The organism is Idiomarina sp. HB (genome assembly GCF_048059115.1).
Classification (GTDB): Bacteria; Pseudomonadota; Gammaproteobacteria; order Enterobacterales; family Alteromonadaceae; genus Idiomarina; species Idiomarina abyssalis.
Genome location: NZ_JAYLVU010000002.1, coordinates 13,542 through 31,490, shown reverse-complemented (window position 1 = coordinate 31,490; position 17,949 = coordinate 13,542). Strand labels below are relative to the sequence as shown.

14 protein-coding genes are annotated in these 17,949 nt (G+C 48.5%); 7 read left to right on the top strand and 7 right to left on the bottom strand.

Annotated elements, in window-relative coordinates:
- Positions 1-3 precede the first annotated feature (3 nt).
- Positions 4-1,140, bottom strand: coding sequence for a hypothetical protein (locus VBY75_RS05865; protein WP_199493897.1), 1,137 nt, complete (start codon positions 1,138-1,140; stop codon positions 4-6).
- A 190-nt stretch (positions 1,141-1,330) separates the two neighbouring features.
- Here VBY75_RS05865 and VBY75_RS05860 point away from each other — a divergent pair, with 190 nt between their 5' ends.
- Positions 1,331-2,209, top strand: coding sequence for a cation diffusion facilitator family transporter (locus VBY75_RS05860; RefSeq protein ID WP_416511512.1), 879 nt, complete (start codon positions 1,331-1,333; stop codon positions 2,207-2,209).
- 12 nt (positions 2,210-2,221) lie between these two features.
- Positions 2,222-2,794, top strand: a complete 573-nt coding sequence (locus VBY75_RS05855) for a glutathione S-transferase family protein (RefSeq protein WP_199493896.1) — start codon at positions 2,222-2,224, stop codon at positions 2,792-2,794.
- On the opposite strand, the gene VBY75_RS05850 is transcribed toward VBY75_RS05855, so the two are convergent.
- The 3 genes from VBY75_RS05850 to VBY75_RS05840 form a co-directional block, all read right to left on the bottom strand.
- Positions 2,791-4,449: an acetolactate synthase large subunit gene (locus VBY75_RS05850; protein ID WP_054489018.1), complete on the bottom strand. Its 1,659-nt coding sequence runs from the start codon at positions 4,447-4,449 to the stop codon at positions 2,791-2,793. The genes VBY75_RS05855 and VBY75_RS05850 overlap by 4 nt on opposite strands.
- Before the next feature lie 126 nt (positions 4,450-4,575).
- A complete protein-coding gene (locus VBY75_RS05845) occupies positions 4,576-7,146 on the bottom strand; it encodes a TonB-dependent receptor (RefSeq protein WP_416511509.1) in 2,571 nt (856 codons plus the stop codon).
- A gap of 228 nt (positions 7,147-7,374) precedes the next feature.
- Positions 7,375-7,749 (bottom strand): DUF4168 domain-containing protein, encoded by a 375-nt coding sequence (locus VBY75_RS05840; RefSeq protein ID WP_416511507.1) that lies wholly within the window; start codon positions 7,747-7,749, stop codon positions 7,375-7,377.
- 169 nt (positions 7,750-7,918) lie between these two features.
- Here VBY75_RS05840 and VBY75_RS05835 point away from each other — a divergent pair, with 169 nt between their 5' ends.
- The 3 genes from VBY75_RS05835 (at position 7,919) to VBY75_RS05825 (ending at position 11,493) form a co-directional block, all read left to right on the top strand.
- A complete protein-coding gene (locus tag VBY75_RS05835) occupies positions 7,919-9,406 on the top strand; it encodes a sensor histidine kinase (RefSeq protein ID WP_273023608.1) in 1,488 nt (495 codons plus the stop codon).
- On the top strand, positions 9,403-10,743 hold the full coding sequence (locus tag VBY75_RS05830) for a sigma-54-dependent transcriptional regulator (RefSeq protein WP_416511504.1): 1,341 nt from the start codon (positions 9,403-9,405) through the stop codon (positions 10,741-10,743). The genes VBY75_RS05835 and VBY75_RS05830 overlap by 4 nt, the downstream gene beginning before the upstream one ends.
- A 63-nt stretch (positions 10,744-10,806) precedes the next feature.
- Positions 10,807-11,493 (top strand): type 1 glutamine amidotransferase domain-containing protein, encoded by a 687-nt coding sequence (locus VBY75_RS05825; protein ID WP_054489027.1) that lies wholly within the window; start codon positions 10,807-10,809, stop codon positions 11,491-11,493.
- A 6-nt stretch (positions 11,494-11,499) separates the two neighbouring features.
- Here VBY75_RS05825 and VBY75_RS05820 read toward each other — a convergent pair whose 3' ends face one another.
- Positions 11,500-13,533 carry a TonB-dependent receptor family protein gene (locus VBY75_RS05820; protein WP_416511502.1) on the bottom strand — a complete coding sequence of 678 codons (2,034 nt, stop codon included), beginning with the start codon at positions 13,531-13,533 and terminating at the stop codon, positions 11,500-11,502.
- Between the two features lie 2 nt (positions 13,534-13,535).
- The gene (locus VBY75_RS05815; RefSeq protein ID WP_416511500.1) at positions 13,536-14,669 is read right to left on the bottom strand and encodes a PQQ-dependent sugar dehydrogenase; all 1,134 of its coding nucleotides are present in this window, start codon (positions 14,667-14,669) and stop codon (positions 13,536-13,538) included.
- A 130-nt stretch (positions 14,670-14,799) separates the two neighbouring features.
- Between VBY75_RS05815 and VBY75_RS05810 the strand changes: the two genes are divergently transcribed.
- On the top strand, positions 14,800-16,311 hold the full coding sequence (locus VBY75_RS05810) for an FMN-binding glutamate synthase family protein (RefSeq protein WP_199493891.1): 1,512 nt from the start codon (positions 14,800-14,802) through the stop codon (positions 16,309-16,311).
- Here the strand turns inward: VBY75_RS05810 and VBY75_RS05805 are convergent.
- Positions 16,308-17,222, bottom strand: a complete 915-nt coding sequence (locus tag VBY75_RS05805; protein ID WP_199493890.1) for a hydrogen peroxide-inducible genes activator — start codon at positions 17,220-17,222, stop codon at positions 16,308-16,310. The two genes, VBY75_RS05810 and VBY75_RS05805, sit on opposite strands and share 4 nt — an antisense overlap.
- A 144-nt stretch (positions 17,223-17,366) precedes the next feature.
- Between VBY75_RS05805 and VBY75_RS05800 the strand changes: the two genes are divergently transcribed.
- A complete protein-coding gene (locus tag VBY75_RS05800; RefSeq protein WP_011235799.1) occupies positions 17,367-17,912 on the top strand; it encodes a peroxiredoxin in 546 nt (181 codons plus the stop codon).
- Positions 17,913-17,949: the final 37 nt, after the last annotated feature.

Here is a 17,949-nt window from a genome sequence, read left to right as displayed (position 1 = left end):
TCCTTAAAATACAAATTGAACTGCAGCGGAAACCAGTACGTCAGACTCATCGATTAACTTGTCGTCAGAATGGGTAACGTCAAACTTCAGTACAGCGCTTGGCGCGATGTTAAAGTTGGCGCCTACAGAGGTGTAAGTGTTCTCGCTAATAACCTGAGTTGCTACTTGGTTAATAACAGCTTGTAACTGAGGAACAGGAACGCTGAAACGCTCGGCATCAATGACTTTATCGTCGGTTTGGCCAACGGTAGCGTGTAATGTCCAGTCTTCAAAACGCTTACCTGCAGTAAGATAACTAGAGCGCTGTTCAGGAATATAGCTGCCATCAACTTCAAGCTCGGTATATTCTCCACCTACAAACCAGTTGAAATTGTCGTACATAAAACCGACACCAGCGAAAGTCCCTTTGTCTTCAGAAACTTCCAGCTCTGAAGCGACCTGTGCAGCTCCCGCTTCTCTTAGCGTTGCCAGCAAGCCGTCAATCTCATTAAGATGAATGTTGGTATCGTTGGTCTGGTAATACGCAATACGCATGGTCAGGTTGTTGTAGATGGCGCTGGTATTAAAACCTATCAGATTATTCATTTCTGCTTCTGCCGCTTCGCTGCCACCTGCTTCAATATCGTCTTGCATGTTGCCGGCAATAACTTGCGTATTGAAGATAAAATTACCGACAAAGGCGTTGTGCTGGAAGCTCACACCAGTGTAATTATCGAAAGCGACACGATAGACACTTTGAGGTGTGCGTAGCCAGTGGTAGCTGTAACCTACATCCAGAGAGTCTGAATACATATAGAAAGGCAGGCGCAATTTACCCACGTTAATGCTTGCCGCGTCGGTTAGTTGGTACTGTAAGTAGGCCCATTCAACACCTAAGTCGAAGTCCTCTGAGCCACGAGACATAATCTGTGCGGTGACACTGAGTTTGTCAGATAAGTTGGCTTTTGCTTGTAGTGCAAATAAGCTCTCCGGATTAAAGTCTACGTCGTTATCGTAGCCAAACAGTTCGTCGTCGCTGCCAGTTGTCATACCTGCTGCGATATTACCAAAACCGCTCCACTGAATTTTATCTTGTGCCTGAGAAGGCAGGCTCATGACCAGTGCTGCAGCACCGAAACAAGCTGCTAGAGAGTACTTCATTTAAAGCTCCTGAGAAAAGTTACATCATCTTAATTTAGAGGGATCTAAATTTGGCGAAATTTTGCACTGTTAAAGATGCGTAAGCAATACTTCATTTGCCGTACAAAAGAGTGTTAAATTAACAATATGGCTCATTTTTATGCGCTTTTTATCGCCTGAAAAGTACATTTGATTAACAGTTAAGGATGCTATGCACCATCACCATCATCACCACGAAAGCTCGTCAGAGCGCATTGGCTGGGCGTTTTTCCTTAACCTGTGTTTTACCATTATTGAGTTTATTGGCGGAGTGTTGACTAACAGTACCGCTATTTTAGCTGACGCAGTGCATGATCTCGGCGACAGCATCTCTATTGGTATGGCCTGGCTGTTGGATAAGTTCAGTCGAAAAGACGCAACCCACACCTTTACCTATGGCTACCAGCGGCTTTCTCTGGTGGGTGCTTTTATTAATGCTGTTGTACTGACGGCAGGTTCTATCTGGATTTTATTCGAAGCTATTCCTCGTTTATGGAACCCGGTAATGCCAATGGCCGAAGGTATGGCGCTATTGGCCGTGTTCGGTATCATTGTGAATGGCTATGCGGCATTTAAGCTTTCTCATGGCAAGTCGCTGAATGAACGCGTGCTTAACTGGCATCTGCTTGAAGACGTATTGGGCTGGGTAGCGGTGCTAATTGTGTCGATCATTCTTATGTTTGTCGACTGGCCTATTTTAGACCCCCTTTTATCCATTGCTTTTACCCTGTTTATTTTGGTGAACGTTATTCGTCACCTGGGTTCTACGGTTAAACTCTTTGTACAGGCGTCCCCCGACCCGGAAGTTTATCGGCAAATACGCGAACAATTAACCTCGTTAGAACTCGTGAATGATGCCCACCACTTACATTTCTGGTCTTTGGATGGTGAGCGCCATGTATTAACGGCGCATATTGTGGTATCAAAAGAACTGGAATGCGCGGAAAGAGCGCTTTTAAAACAACAAATATCAGAACAGTTAGCTGTGTTTGAGTTGGCTCATACAACCATAGAGCTGGAGTACCCAGACGAAGCTTGTCGAGATCATTAACAGGAGAAGATCATGGAATTGTTCGGAAGTTATACCTCGCCGTTCGTTAGGCATTGTCGCATTGCTTTACTGGAGACAAAGACAAAATTCTCATTTACCGAAACGGACTTTGAAACCAGCGCTAAATTAACCCCGGCTAAAAAGGTGCCGTTTTTGCACCACAATGATCTGCGCCTTCATGACTCAAGCAGCATACTAAAATACGTTCGGGAAAAAGCCGATGAGCGTTTTTTTGCGGACACAAAAGATTTTGATCAGTACTGCCTGGTAAACACGGCTATGGATGCTGCCATTAATTTGTTCTTGTTAGAAAAAGCGGGTGTAACACCAGATAAGGTACCTTACCTTAAGCGCCAGCAGCAGCGTATTGATGACATACTTCAACTCATGGAAGACAAAGAGCATGCGGTTGCTTATGAAGGGCCTCACCCCTTTAGTGACGGAGAGCTACGTTTAGGTTGTTTCTTAAGCTGGGGCTTATTCCGTGAGCGCTTTAATCTGGATAAGTATCCGCGACTTCAGGCCTTTGTCGATAAATTAAACGACTATCCTTACTTCGCGGATACTGATCCTAACCGTGATTAATCGGCTTTAATGGCACGGCTGCGCTGGGGAATTTCCTCATTCAGCAGCCGGTCATTTTGTGAATAGTCCACCGGAACATCAATAAGGTGAACCCCGGGCTTATCTAAGCAGTCTTTTAGCAGCGGTATCAGATTCTCAGTTTTGTCTAAACGATAGCCCTTCGCACCATAAGACTCTGCATATTTCACAAAATCCGGGTTATTGAAATCTAAGCCATAGTCGCTGAGTTTCATGTGTTGCTGTTTCCATTTGATCATGCCGTAACCGCTGTCATTAAGGATAACGACAACAATATCCAGCCCCATGCGCACCGCGGTTTCAAGCTCCTGCGAGTTCATCATAAAGCCGCCGTCACCGCATATTGCCATAACTTTCTTTTCCGGGTTAACCAGCTTAGCAGCCATTGCAGAAGGTAAGCCAGCACCCATTGAAGCCAGTGCATTATCCAGCAGTACAGTATTTGGCTGACGCGCCGGGTAATTACGGGCAAACCAAATTTTGTAGATGCCGTTGTCCAGTGCAATGACACCGTCATCCGGCATCACTTCACGGACATCCTCCACCAGACGCTGCGGTAAAACCGGGAAGCTACCGTCGTCGGCACCTTCATCGGTATGGTCACGCATATGGTCGCGAACCTTCAGCATAAAGTCGAAGTCCCAGTGGTCTTGTGGCTCAGTTCCCTCTTTCAATTGCCAGATGCTGTTGCCAATATCACCAATCATGCTGGCGTGCGGGAAGTAAACTGAGTCGACTTCTGCGCCCTGAAAGTTAATGTGTACCACTTTACGCTTGTCGTTATCGCCGGTTTTCATCATAAATGGGGGCTTCTCTACCACATCGTGGCCCACATTAAGGATTAAATCCGCTTTCTCTATCGCCCGGTGCGGGTAGTCGCCATCGGAAACGGCCGCGTTACCCAGCCAGCGAGGATGATCCTCATTGATAACGCCTTTACCCATTTGGGTGGTAATAAAAGGAATGCCGGTTTTATCGACAAAGGCGCGTAACATTTTTGCCGTAATTTTACGGTTGGCAGCGGCACCTATCAGCAACACCGGGTGTTTTGCTTCTCGCAGCAGTTCCAGCACGTGGCGTACCGACTTATGCTCAGTAATGGGGCGGCGCGAATGACTGGCCTGTATTGGAAGGCTGCTGACTTCCTCGCGGCTGATGTCATCCGATAACTCCAGATGAGAAGCGCCTGGGCGTTCGTCCTCAGCGCGACGGAAAGCTTCGCGTATGTGCGCCGGAATGCTGCTGGCGCTAATAATCGCCTGGGTGTATTTGGTAATGGGGGTCATCATGTCGACCACATCAATGATTTGGAATTGACCCTGATGACGCTCCTTTATGGGTTTTTGTCCGGTAACCACAACCATGGGCATAGCGCCAAGCTGAGCATAGGCCACAGGGGTAACCAGATTCGTTGCACCCGGCCCCAGGGTTGATAGACACACGCCGGGCTTTCCGGTCAGGCGACCGTATGTGGCAGCCATAAAGCCAGCGCCCTGTTCATGCCGGGTTAAAATAAGTTCGATATCAGACTTTGATAGGGACTCAAGTAAGTCCAGGTTTTCTTCGCCGGGAATGCCGAAAATGTACTTCACACCCTCGTTTTCAAGTGCTTTTACGAATAAATCGGATGCTTTCACTTCGCTTTCTCCTTGCGTTAAAGAATCTTCTAGTTAGGCCTACGTAAAGCATAGGAGAGATGATCAAAAAAATCCGCAATCAGCACTAACTGATTGCGGATTTTACAGTTTTTTAAAACTGAGTTCTTAGAACGAGTAACTGACTTTTGAGTAAACAAAGCGGCCACGAGGGTTGTGAACGCTTGGTGCATACCCGTAAAGGTCATTGTTAAACGCTTCCGGTGGCTCTTCGTCGAACAGGTTGGTGGTACCTATCGTCAAACGAAGTTCCGAGGTGACATCGTAGTATGCTTGTAAATCAACCAGTAGCTGCTTATCAACCATACGCGCTTCGCTGGATTCGACGTTTGCCGGTGCCTGATAATCTTCAAACTCACCAATGTAGTTCAGATTGAGGTTAACACCTAAAGCATCACGTCCCCATTCTGCACGGGCTGTCCAGCGGTGCTCCGGATACTCGTACTCGCCGGCATAGTCGATACCGTCTTTCTCGAACTTGCTCATGTAAGACCAATCAAGACCTAAACGAACATCGCCAATGTCTTGTAGTTGCCAGTTATAGTTTGCTGAAAAATCAACCCCTGCAGCTTCCTGACTGGAAAGGTTAACGTAGGTGTTGTAAAGAACAGCCAACTCACCCAGCTCATCTCCTGGTAGTGGGTCGCGGCGCTCACAGACCTCGCTGTCCTGGTCGTTACAGTGCTCGTTGTAAACGTTCTCAAAGTCGTTTTGAACAATTTTGTTATCTTGTTCAATTGACCAGTAATCAGCAGAGATATCAAACGCGTCAGTGACCTGCCAGATACCACCAATATTATAGCTTGATGACTCTTCTGGCTGCAGGTCTTCAGAGCCGGAGAATACAATGGTGTAATCCAGTGGTACACAGCTTTCGCCATCGGTTTCGCAACGATACTCATCAACAAAGAAAGTTGAAACCTGCGATGGACCCAGACCAATTTGTGCCAGTGACGGAGCACGGAAACCTTCGCCGTAGGATGCACGTAAAGTCACATCTTCAGTCGGACGCCATTGCAATTTAAACTGCGGATTGAAGGTTGAGCCAAAGTCACTGTAGTCATCGTAACGACCGGCAACAGTTGCTTCTAACTGATCAGTAATTGGAATGAGGAATTCGACATAAGCAGCCCACTGGTCGCGCTCAGCTTCGGCCTGCACCGATTCGGTACCAAAGATAAGACCACGCTGGAACTGATCATCCGGTTGGTCAAATACGTCTTCTTCACGGTATTCAAGACCCGCTGCCATGGAGACCCAATGCTCACCCAACTGGAACGCTTCGCCGGCGATACTGGCATCAACTGCGGTCAGGTGGGATTCCCCCCGGCGTACCAGTGACGTCGTAATGTCATTAATGACTTCAGGGTCGTTGATGGTGCCGCCAAATGGATTGTAGTTGCCAGCGTTAATTTGCTCCTGCAAAAAGTCAGTACGTACCCATCCTTGCTCACGTGAACCCGTTTGCATGCCTTCGCTGCGGCCTTTTTGGTAAGAGACATCCCAGACCCAGCCGTCTAAGTCTCCGCGTAAGCCTGCAATAAAACGTAAAGTGTCGGATTCAACATCCCAAATACGGGGACCGGCATCCACTGTCCGGAAAAAGTTGATATCGACACGCTCGCCCCAAGGGTTGTTAGGGTGGTCAGCCGGTACATAGAGTCCGGCATCGGCGTCTAACGGAGTCGGTGCGCCGCCGGCTTTTGAACGGTTATGCTGAGCGGCAACTTCAATATAGCCCTCAACGTCTCGTGAGAACTCTTTACGAGACTGAATAATGGCACCTACACGTTCAGCTTCCGGGAAAATTTGCGCATACGGACCATAGTCAAATACACAGCGTGTTCCAACCAGTGAATCTTCCGGGCAGTCCGGATCGGGCTGCTCTTCACCGTCAACAATAAAACTTCCCGGAAAACCGCGTGATGAACGGAAGTCGTTACCACCCCAAGGACTTTGGTCAGCTGTACCGTTTCTGCCAAATTCGGCGCCGGTGATAGAGGTGTTTTTCCAGTAATCCAGAATCATGGTGGTATTGCTGTCGTCTCCACCCGTGCCCCAGACCAGACTCATACTGGTTTCTTCATAGTTAGCATCGCCGGTTGTTCCACCGTGGCTGGCGGTTAATTCTGTACCGACAAAGTCATCTCTTAAAATAATATTAACGACACCAGCTACCGCGTCAGAACCGTAAATAGCGGAAGCACCGTCTTTCAGAATATCGATGCGTTCAATAGCCGCGACAGGTATTGAGTTAATGTCGACAAATGAATTTGCTACGCCCTCGGCAAAGGAAGAAACCGCTACACGACGGCCGTTAAGCAAGACCAGTGTTGAGTCGGCACCAAAGCCACGCAAGCTAATTGCAGCAGCGCCGTTCGCGGTAGTGTCCTGGCTATTGCCCTGAGTTGAGAAGGTTCCCACACCAGCCGAAGGTAAGCGCTCTAAGAGTTGCTGAAGGTTGTTAAAACCTGAGGCTTCAATGCTTTCTCTGTCAATAACTTCGACAGGAGAAGCGCCTTCCATATCGGTTCGTGAGATTCTGGAGCCTGTGACCTGAATGCGTTCAAGAGCGTCATCTTCTGCCTGATTCTCTTGATCCTGCGCAAAGCTGACCGGTGACGCGAATGCGGCTCCTATTGCTAATGCACATAGCGAGTATTTAAAGTTTGTTTTCATTATTATGTTCCCCCCGGGAGTTTTATCGATTTTGTGTGTTAAATCAACAACACAGCATCTTTTGTTACATTAAATCAACATGTGATCAAGACAATATAGTGTAAAAGTTTGAAAAAATCGAAAGTTTGATGCTAAGTAGGTTTAGAGAGAGGGGAGTTTTTATACTTTAAATAAAAAAGCCCGCGACTCAGAAGGAGCCGCGGGCTTTGTATTAAATGGAACTAACGATTAAGAGTTTTCTTCACCTGTCATTTCTTCTAAGCGTGCACGTAACTCTTCGTCGTTTTGTGCTTGCTGAATAATCATGTTGTATTCTTGCGGAGTAAGGCCTGCATCTTCAACGGCTGCAATCATTTCTTCCTGTGCAGACTGCTGAATTTCACGAGCCTCTTCCTGGTTCTCAGCTTCCTGGAACTGATCACGGTATTTTTCAGTAACACCCTGAACGTCTTCCATAGCGGTTACAAATTTAACCAGCATACCTTCAGTGATTTCCTGAGTTTGCTGCTGAGCCATAGGATCCTGCGATTGCTGCTGTTGAGCCATTGCCGCAGTACTACCCAGTGCGAATACAGTTGCTAATGCGATAATTGTCTTTTGCATGATAATCTCCTAATTGAATTTATCAGTTTTTATTAACACTCTAACTAAAGCGAAGACTGTGCCAACTTTTTAATTTGTTGATTTTAATGTACTTTTAGTATTTTTCAGTTAGCGCTCAGAAAGTCAGCCCAAAAATGTGTATCCTTAGTACACAGTCAAAGGAGGCAGTGTGACAAAAAGATACAGTTGGCCACTATCCAGCCTGCAACGAAGGCTTTTAATGTATGTCGTTGTGCCTATGTTATTGATTTCGGGCGTGGCGATAAGTGTTGGACTGCAGGTTGCATCTGACGAAGCCAATGAGCGTTTAAAAAGTGACTTAGAGCTGCTGGGACGGGCCATTAGCTTACCCATAAGCGATGCGCTACTTAATAACGACTTAGCAACGGTTCAGGCTAACCTGGATTCAGTCTTCAATATTGGCCGGGTATACGGGGCATCGGTATACAATGTGTATGGTCAGCAAGTTGCTGAAGCCGGTATCACCGAAACTGACTTGAGCAACAGCCAGCTCGCACTGGAAACTGTTCAGACGGGGGTGAAGCAAGACGACTACCGCCGTGTTGAAGGCCGCGATGTTTTCTCTCAATTTCTTCCTATTGTTGATCGTGGCGGCCGAATTATTGGCTTACTACAAATAAACCGGCGGGCCAGTGACTTCGATGAGTCTTTTGAAACGCTGAGTCAGTATGCCTGGCTGAGCTGGGCTGCATTTGGCCTGATCACTATTGCGGTATTGGTATTTGGGCATTATCGCGGTGTTGGGCGACATGTGGTGGCACTAAAAGACGCAATGCTGCAAGTCGCAAAAGGAAATCGAAGCACTCGAGTGACACCCGCCGGGCCTTCGGAGCTTCAGGATGTTGCCCTGGGGTTTAACCGGATGCTGGATAGCATTACTGAAGCGGAGCAGGAGTTAGAACAGCGACGTGAGCACGAAGCGTCGTTGCAGCGAGCGTTGCGGGAACAGGAAAAAATGGCAGCTATTGGCAGTGTAGCCAGCGGTGTTGCCCATGAGTTAGGAGCGCCGCTTACTGTTATTGATGGACGCGCCAGTCGATTATTACGTAACCATAAAGACGATGACAGCCAGCGACAACTTAAGGCCGTCAGAGGCCAGGTACAAAGGCTTACCGGACTGGTGAATCAATTGCTGGCATTTTCAAGAACGCCGGTGCAGCAAAGAGAAAGCATTTCCCTGCGAGATCTGATAACAACGGCAATGACCAGCATTGAGTTTGAGCAGGATAAAGGTTCTGCCAGAGTGGTAGTTAAAGAGCTTGTCGATGTCATTCTTAAAGTTGACATAAAGCGACTGGAACTGGCCTTAGTAAACGTACTGCGCAATGGCTTGCAGGCCGCTGAATCTGAGGTTGCTGTCGCGGCTGAGTACGCTAATGACGGAGTCGTCATTACCATAGATGATGACGGAGAAGGTTTACCTGATGCAATGAAAGATAAAGCATTACAGCCGTTCGAAACCAATAAGCCACAAGGTAAAGGGACGGGTCTGGGTTTGACCATAGTTAAGCACGTATTGAATGATCATGGTGGTGAATTGTCTTTGACCAATAACCCAAATGGCGGTTGTCGGGTTATTTTGAGTTTACCGGCACAATGCGTTCGGCAAGCGGTTAAAAACGGAGGCAGTAAATGACAGCAGCAAAAGCCATGATAGGTGTAATTGAGGATGATCCGGCTCTACAGGAACTGCTTGTTGAAGAGCTTGAGGCTGAAGGCTATAAGGTAACCGCCTGGGGCAGTGTTGAAGGCTTTAAAAAAGCCGCTGCAACTCTGGACTTGATCATTAGTGATATTCGCTTGCCGGGTCAGTCCGGGCTGTCACTTTTAGACAGCCTGAAAAATGAAGACAACGCTCCGGCACTGTTATTAATTACGGCTTTTGGCACGGTTGATCAGGCGGTTGATGCGTTAAAGCAGGGCGCGGATGACTTTCTGACCAAGCCTTTAGATGTTGAACATTTATTGCTAAGTGTACAACGTATTCTTGAGCATCGCTCGTTGCAGCGGGAGCTAAAGCGCTACCGTCAGCAGCAAAAAGGACCGGGTGGTTTGGTCGGGCAGAGTCCGTCAATGCGCAAGCTTTATGATCAAATAGAACGTATTGCGCCAGCGGACGGAAGCGTTCTGATCACCGGCGAAAGTGGGACCGGTAAAGAGCTGGTGGCGAAGGCGCTGCATCAGTTAAGTGACCGCGCTGAACAAAGCTTTCAGGCGGTAAACTGCGCCGGCATTCCGGCCGATTTAATGGAAAGTGAATTTTTCGGCCATGCAGCCGGGGCTTTTACCGGCGCGCAGAAAAAACGGCAAGGTTTATTGAAACAGGCAGACGGCGGCACTTTGCTACTGGATGAAATTGGCGAAATGCCAATGGCTTTGCAGGCGAAACTATTACGTGTGTTGCAGGAAGGTACCATCCGCGCGGTGGGCAGCGACGAAGAAGAAACGGTGAATGTCCGCATATTGGCTGCGACTCACCAGGACTTAGAAAAGCAGGTTGAAGACGGGCGCTTCCGGCAGGACTTATTTTATCGGCTGGAAACCTTTAGTCTGCGAGTGCCGCCTTTACGCGAGCGCGGTGAAGACATTGAACGTCTTGCCAACCACTTTTTACAACAGTTGCAGAAGAGCAGCGACAAAGCGGTTCAGAGTATTTCACCGGCTGCGCTCGAACAGCTTTATCGCTATCGCTTTCCTGGTAATGTCCGCGAACTGCAAAATGCGATAGAGCGTGCTTTTACCTTTTCCAGAGACGACAAAATAGCGGTTGAAGATTTACCGCAAAGAATTCTGGAGAGTGAGCATGAACCCGAAGTGGAGTATGCCGCAGAGTGGCCAACTCTGGACGAGTATCAAAACCAATACATACGCAAAGTGCTGGTGCACGCAGAGGGTAATAAATCGAAAGCGGCTGAAATTCTTGGGGTAACCCGGCGTACCTTGTACCGCTGGCTTGAGCAGCATGGTGAGTGATCAAACTGGCGTTTTACTGCGTAGTCTATAATAAGTTTTTGACTCATTTAACGGGAGTGCTAAGTGAAAGTATTAATGGTATTAACCTCACACGATAAACTCGGTGACACAGACCATAAGACAGGTTTCTGGGTAGAAGAATTTGCGGCCCCGTACTACGTTTTTGCAGACGCGGGAGTGGATGTTACTTTGGCATCGCCAAAAGGTGGTAAGCCACCCATCGATCCAAACAGCACTTCCCCTGACGCTCAAACGGAAGCGACGAAGCGCTTTGACAACGACACAACAGCACAGCAGAAATTAGAGACAACCTGCAAGCTGGATGAAGTTGATCCGGAAAGTTTTGATGCGATTTTCTATCCTGGTGGTCACGGACCTTTATGGGATTTAACGAACGACGAGCATTCAATTAAGCTCATTGAGCACTTCTGGAGTAAAGGTAAGCCGGTTTCCGCTGTTTGCCATGCTCCTGCGGTATTACTGAATGCAAAAACGCCGTGTGGCGACCCAATTGTTCAGGGCCGCACAGTAACGGGCTTTAGTAACAGCGAAGAGGCTGCGGTAGAGCTTACCGATGTGGTCCCTTTCTTACTTGAGGACGAACTGACAGCTAAAGGCGGTCATTACCGCAAAGTTGATGACTGGCAGGCCTATGCCGTTCAGGACGGCATGTTAATTACAGGTCAGAACCCTGCGTCATCGGAGCAGACGGCACAGCGCCTGCTCGATGTACTCAGAGCCAGCCTGTAATTTGCCTTAAAAGCGTCGGCGCCAACTGATGCCGACGCTAGCCTGCCTTCCTACTGCAGGCTCAAATGAACGTCCGCTTCCCTGGTTAACAACAACAGCACCGACGTAGTCTTTGTCCGTAATATTGTCGACCCGGGCCCACACGTCCAGCTCGCTTTTTGCCCACTGCCAGTCGCGGCTTATTGCTATATCCCATGTCGTATAAGACGGTGCAAAGGTATCGTTTTGATCATTAACCGGCGTTTCATTTCTATACTGCCCCGCTAACTGAACCAGCCATTGCTCTGCGGGCTGCCAGTTAAGACGTAAATACCCCTGGCTTTTCGCTACGCCGGGTAATTGATTCCCCTGTAACGAGCCATCATCAAAGCTAGCGTCTATATAGCTGTATGACAGCAGCAAGTTGAGCTGCCGCGTTAGTTCGCCATTAATGCTCAGTTCAGCCCCTTCGCGCGTTGTTTCTGAGGCATTACGGTAGGTAGTACGCCCATCGTTTGACTGGTCTACGAGAATTTCGTCTTCGCTTTCAATACCAAAGAAAGCGAAATGCAGACGCCAGTCGTTATCGAGTTGATGTTTAATACCCCATTCCCACTGATCATTGGTGGATGGACCCAACTCGCGGTTCAGGCCCGAGCCTTCATTTCGGTAGGCAAGTTCTGTCAGTGTCGGGGTTTCAAAACCTTGTCCTAAACTCAGATAAGTTGCTGAGGTTGGGAGAAACTGCCAGGTAAGCGAAATAGCGGCTGTGGTTTCACTAAAGTCACTGCTACCACTGTCATCGGAGTTATCCAGTTCAGTAAAATAGTCTTTTACCTCATAATTGATGTCACTGTAACGAACCCCACCAGTTGCAGACCACTCTTCAGACAACTGCCACTGAAAGCGCAAATAAGCTGAAGCATTTTCAATCCAGTTGAATTCGTCGCGACGCAGCTCGCCCTTTTCACCGCTGTTATTCACAAAACCAAAGCGGTGATCCTGCTGGCGTTCTATTTGCGCGCCGAGGGTCGCCGACCAGTTGACTCCGCGCTGGCGCCAACGTGCATGTGCTCCCTCAAACTGGCGGGAAACATCGATAACCGCACCCGAGCTTGTGTCACCATCACCGGCAAACGGCAGGAACTGCTCAATATGGCGGTCGCCCTGCCACAGTGACAGTAAGCCCTCGCCATTGTCGCGTTCATGAAACCAGCTAAATGAACCCTGACGATGATGAATGTCTTTGCGGGTATTGAAGTCAACTGCCCGTTGTACTGTCTGGGTGGGGTCATAACGCCAGTCTTCTGGGGTTAATGCGCTGGGGTCCTGCAATAGTGGCGCATCGTTATTATCGTAGCGGATAATAAAGCGATTCTGATCATCCCATTGATGATACCAGCGCACAGCCTGTTGCTGGCGCTCGGCGGAGTTATGCCGGCGCGGACCGTCAGTCTGAAAATCCGACGCCAGAACTTGCAGTTGTTTATTGTCGGTTGCCCATTGGGCATTGACGTTATACCGCTGTGTGTCGTTTTCGCTGAACTGGCCACCCCACTCCAGTGCGGTTTCAGTCGGCTTGCGGCTGAACCATTCAACCACACCGCCACCAGAATTGCCGTACAAGGTAGCTAACGGACCGCGTAAAACTTCCAGCGAATCAATGCTGTCGAGAAAAATACTCGAAGTTTGCGCCTGACCATCGGGCATAGACAAAGGAATACCGTCGACATTAAGTTGCAAACCTCTTACTCCAAACGCGGCTCGTGAGCCGAAGCCGCGAACCACCAGGCGTGTATCCTGTGCGTAGTTATAACGGCTGTCGGCCTGAATTCCTGCAACGCCGGCTAAGGCGTCACCGGCATCAATCTTCATGGAGGGTAAGGTGTTTTCAACGTTAACACGGTCAATACTGGCCGCAGTGGTTAGCCAGGGTGTTTCGCTCTGAGTGGCTGTCACCACGACGGTTTCGTCGACTTCAGTTGAATGAACAACGAAAGAGGCCGCCAATAAAGGCAGCCCCGTGTAAGTGAGTTTTTTTAAAACTGCTGAATATGACATGGTTAATCCGCTGGTTTTATCTGAATAATGGCACCGTCAGACTCATCGGTCAGTAAGTATAGGTAACCGTCGGGCCCTTGGTTTATGTCACGAATACGTGCATCAACGGCGTCTTCAAACAAGCGCTCTTCATGCATCATGCGGCCTTCATATAAGTCCAGGCGGGCTACCAGGGAGCTTTTCAGGGCAGCAACGAAGAAGTCGCCTTTCCATTCAGGGAAAGCATCTCCCGTGTAAAAGGTGGCGCCAGCAGTTGCAATAGACGGAACCCAATAATAAAACGGCTGTTCAGTGCCTTCTTTTACGGCGTCCTCGCTGATGGTACCACCACCGTAGTCAACGCCGTAAGTCACTTCCGGCCAGCCATAGTTTTTACCGGCTTCAGGAATATTCACTTCGTCGCCACCTTGTGGGCCGTGTTCAACCGACCATAACTTTCCGGTTTCAGGATGAATATCAGCGCCCTGCACATTGCGGTGACCGTAGGACCAAATTTCGTCAAGTGCGTTGTCGTTGCTAACAAAGGGGTTGTCTTCCGGTATGCTGCCATCCGGCCAAATACGTACGATTTTACCGTGATGGTTATCCAGCGTTTGTGCATCATCCATACGTGAGTAACGGTCACCTAAGGTAATGTACAAGTGTCCCTCAGGAGAAAAGACTAACCGTGAACCAAAGTGAGCATTGCTCTCATATTTTGGTGCCTGGCGAAAGATAACTTCTTTATCCGTAAATTCTTTGTCATTAAGTTTGGCACGCATAACGGCCGTACTGTTGCCTTTACCGTCGTCCTGGGCCGCTTCGGAGTAGCTAATGTAAACCCAATTGTTTTCTTCAAAATCCGGGTCAACGGTTATATCCAGCATACCACCCTGACTTTTAGCAACGACTTCCGGGGTGCCGCTGATTTTTTCGCGGTAGCTACCATTAGCTGATACCCAGTAGATATCTCCGGTTCGTTCTGTTACTAAAATGCTTTTATCCGGAAGAAATGTCATGCCCCAGGGGTTGGTGAAGCCGTCAGCAAGTGTGCTGACACTGACTTTATGACGTTCCGTTTCGACATCTTCAGCGGTTGCAGCAGTACTGAAAGAAGCCGCTAGTATTGCGGTTAAAACAACTTTTGGATTGAACATCGGTCTCTCCTTCTTATTGAATTATCTTCAGTATACGTCATTCATCGGAATTTTGATGACACTGTGCTTGATCTGTTCGTCGCTTTGGCCGTTAATACTGTTATCAATTGTAAAAAGGTATTGGAACTTCATGAGCAGCAAGGTGTTTAGTACCGACTCGTTACTGATTTTAGCGCAGTGGTTAGCCGCTGCTTTTGTTCTGGTTATTATTGGGTTAGTCGTTTCTGTTGGCATCATGTACGTTGTTGACAGGACGCAGAACCGACACACCATAAGACATAACTACCCTGTTATTGGCCGCTTTCGCTACATGTTTGAGCGTATGGGTGAGTTTATGCGTCAGTATTTCTTTGCAATGGATCGTGAGGAAATGCCATTTAACCGGGCGCAGCGCAGCTGGGTGTACCGGGCTGCCAAGAACGCTGATCGTAACGTTGCCTTTGGTTCAACACGTGACTTAAGTCGTACCGGAACTATTATTTTCAGCAACGCTCCCTACCCGCCTATGGCTGAGCAGGCTACATCGCCAGAACCCATTACCATTGGTCCTTACTGCGAGACGCCTTATTCTCCGGTGTCGTACTTTCATATTTCAGGAATGAGTTACGGTGCGTTGTCGCCGGTTGCGGTTAAGTCATTGTCGCAGGGGGCTGCAAAAGCCGGCTGTTGGTTGAATACGGGTGAAGGTGGCTTGTCGCCTTATCATTTAATGGGTCATTGCGACATTGTGTTTCAAATGGGAACTGCGAAGTTTGGTGTTCGCGATAAAGAAGGTCGACTCGACGAGGACCGTCTGGCAGAACTCGGTCGTCACGATAATGTGAAAATGTTTGAAATTAAACTGAGCCAGGGCGCTAAACCAGGTAAAGGCGGCATCCTCCCGGGTGTTAAAGTTAACAGTGAAATAGCCAGAATTCGGGGAATTGTTGAAGGCGAAGACGCAATCAGCCCAAACCGTCATCCGGAAATAAGCAATAATGAAGAGTTACTCGATTTTATCGAAAAGGTTCGTAATATTACCGGCAAGCCAACGGGTTTTAAATTTGTGATGGGCGACCCTTCATGGATCGACGAACTGATAGATTGCATTTTAACTCGCGGCGAAGAAGCCGCACCTGACTTTATCACTCTGGATAGCGCCGATGGCGGAACCGGAGCGGCACCCCAGCCGCTAATGGACTACGTTGGTTTAAGAGTCACGGAAAGCTTGCCGATACTCATCGATAAACTGACAGAAGCGGGCTTGCACGAGCGTGTCCGAGTGGTAGTTTCCGGCAAAATGATTACACCGGCTGATGTGGCCTGGGCTATTGCTATCGGTGCCGATTTCGTGACCTCGGCCCGGGGTTTTATGTTTTCATTAGGCTGTATTCAGGCTATGCAGTGCAACAAAAATACTTGTCCAACTGGCGTAACAACGGATGATCCTAAGCTGATGAGGGGGCTGGATCCTGAGAATAAGTCGGTACGTGCGGCTAACTATCACAAATATATGGAGTATGGCGTCAATATCATTGCGCACTCCTGCGGTGTAACCGATCCACGCCGGTTAAACCGCCGCCATGCCCGGGTTATTAAGCCCGATGGTGAGAGCATCAGCCTGGCGGAACGTTATCCGTTACCACCGGCCAGACGTCGTTAGTTGAGTGTATTGACCGGCAACAGGCGCGCAATTTCTTCCGCGATTTTGCGGAAGGTTTGCCGACGACTGGTGGTCGGACGGTATACCAGGCCGATATCACGAGAAGCTTCCTGACCGGTTGGCTTTAATGAAACCAAATCGGTGTTTTCTAAAATTCCCCGGTCAATGGCCATTTGCGGAACAAAGGTAGCACCTAAGCGGGCGTCTGCCATTTGCACCAGGCTGTGTAGGCTAGTCGCCGTAAAAGGATTCATTTTAATGGAATCGGTAAGCTGACAGGCCGCGACGGCGTGACCGGTCATGCAGTGCTCTTTTTCCAGCAGAAAAATACTGCGATCAGGCAGTTTGTCGTAGTCAACCGGTTCCCCGACTGTTTCCGCCAGCTCCTTATGCACCACCAGTTTGAAAGGGTCACGACCCAGTATCCATTTTTGGTTGCCCTGAATGTCCATCGGCAGGGCCAGTAAGAGAATATCCAGTTCGCCGTTACGCAGCCGGTGCAGTAAATTTTGTGTGGTATCTTCAGAAAGTTGCAGCAGTAGCTTAGGGAACTTGTCTTGTAAATTTTTACTCAGTTCGCCAATAACAAAGGGGGCTATGGTAGGAATAATGCCGAGTCTTAACGGGCCTTCCATAATATTGCCCTGCCCTTGCGCATAATGCAGTAACTCTTCCGACGCGCTAATGATGTCCCGTGCTTTTTCCACAACTTCTTCGCCTAAGGCGGTAAAGAGAAAGGACTTATGGTCACGCTCAATAAGCTGGCAGTCCAGTTGCTCTTCCAGGTTTTGAATGCCACTGCTTAACGTCGACTGGCTAACATTGCACTCGGCCGCCGCGCGGTTAAAGTTTTGCTCCTGGTGCAGCGCCAGCAGGTAACTTAGGTTTTTCAGACTTGGTAATTTACTCATGGGATACCCGTCGCGTTTTTAATTGGTATTTCCGATTATCATAATCCGTTTTATTCGTTTTATCCAATCTGTCTCCGTCCGTACACTAGCTCTCGACTCGTTAAGGAACGAATACACTTTAAATCCCAATCACGGAGACAATTTATGTTAACAGTAGGCGATAAACTACCAGAATTCAGCGTCATTGCGGCAAAACCTAAGTTCAACATGCCGGAAGAGAATGGCGAAAGCGCTTTTGAAACTATCGACAACAACAGCTTTGAAGGTAAGTGGAAAATCATTTTCTTCTACCCAAAAGACTTCACTTTTGTTTGCCCAACTGAAATTGTTGAGTTCGCTAAACTGAATGAAGACTTCGCTGACCGCGACGCCGTTGTTATGGGCGGTAGCACGGATAATGAATTTGTAAAACTGGCATGGCGCCGTGAGCACCCTGACCTTGACCGCCTGAACCAGTATTCTTTTGCTGATGATGGCTCATTGGTTGATGGCCTGGGCGTTCGTGACAAAGCTGAGAATGTTGCTTTGCGTGCTACTTTCATTGTTGACCCGCACAACGTTATCCAGCACGTATCGGTGAACAACCTGAACGTGGGTCGTAACCCGGCAGAAATCGTGCGTATTTTAGACGGTTTACAGACCGATGAACTCTGCCCTTGTAACCGTGCACTGGGCGGCGACACCCTTTAATCGGTGTTAATTCCCAAACCTAAGCGCTGATGGCATT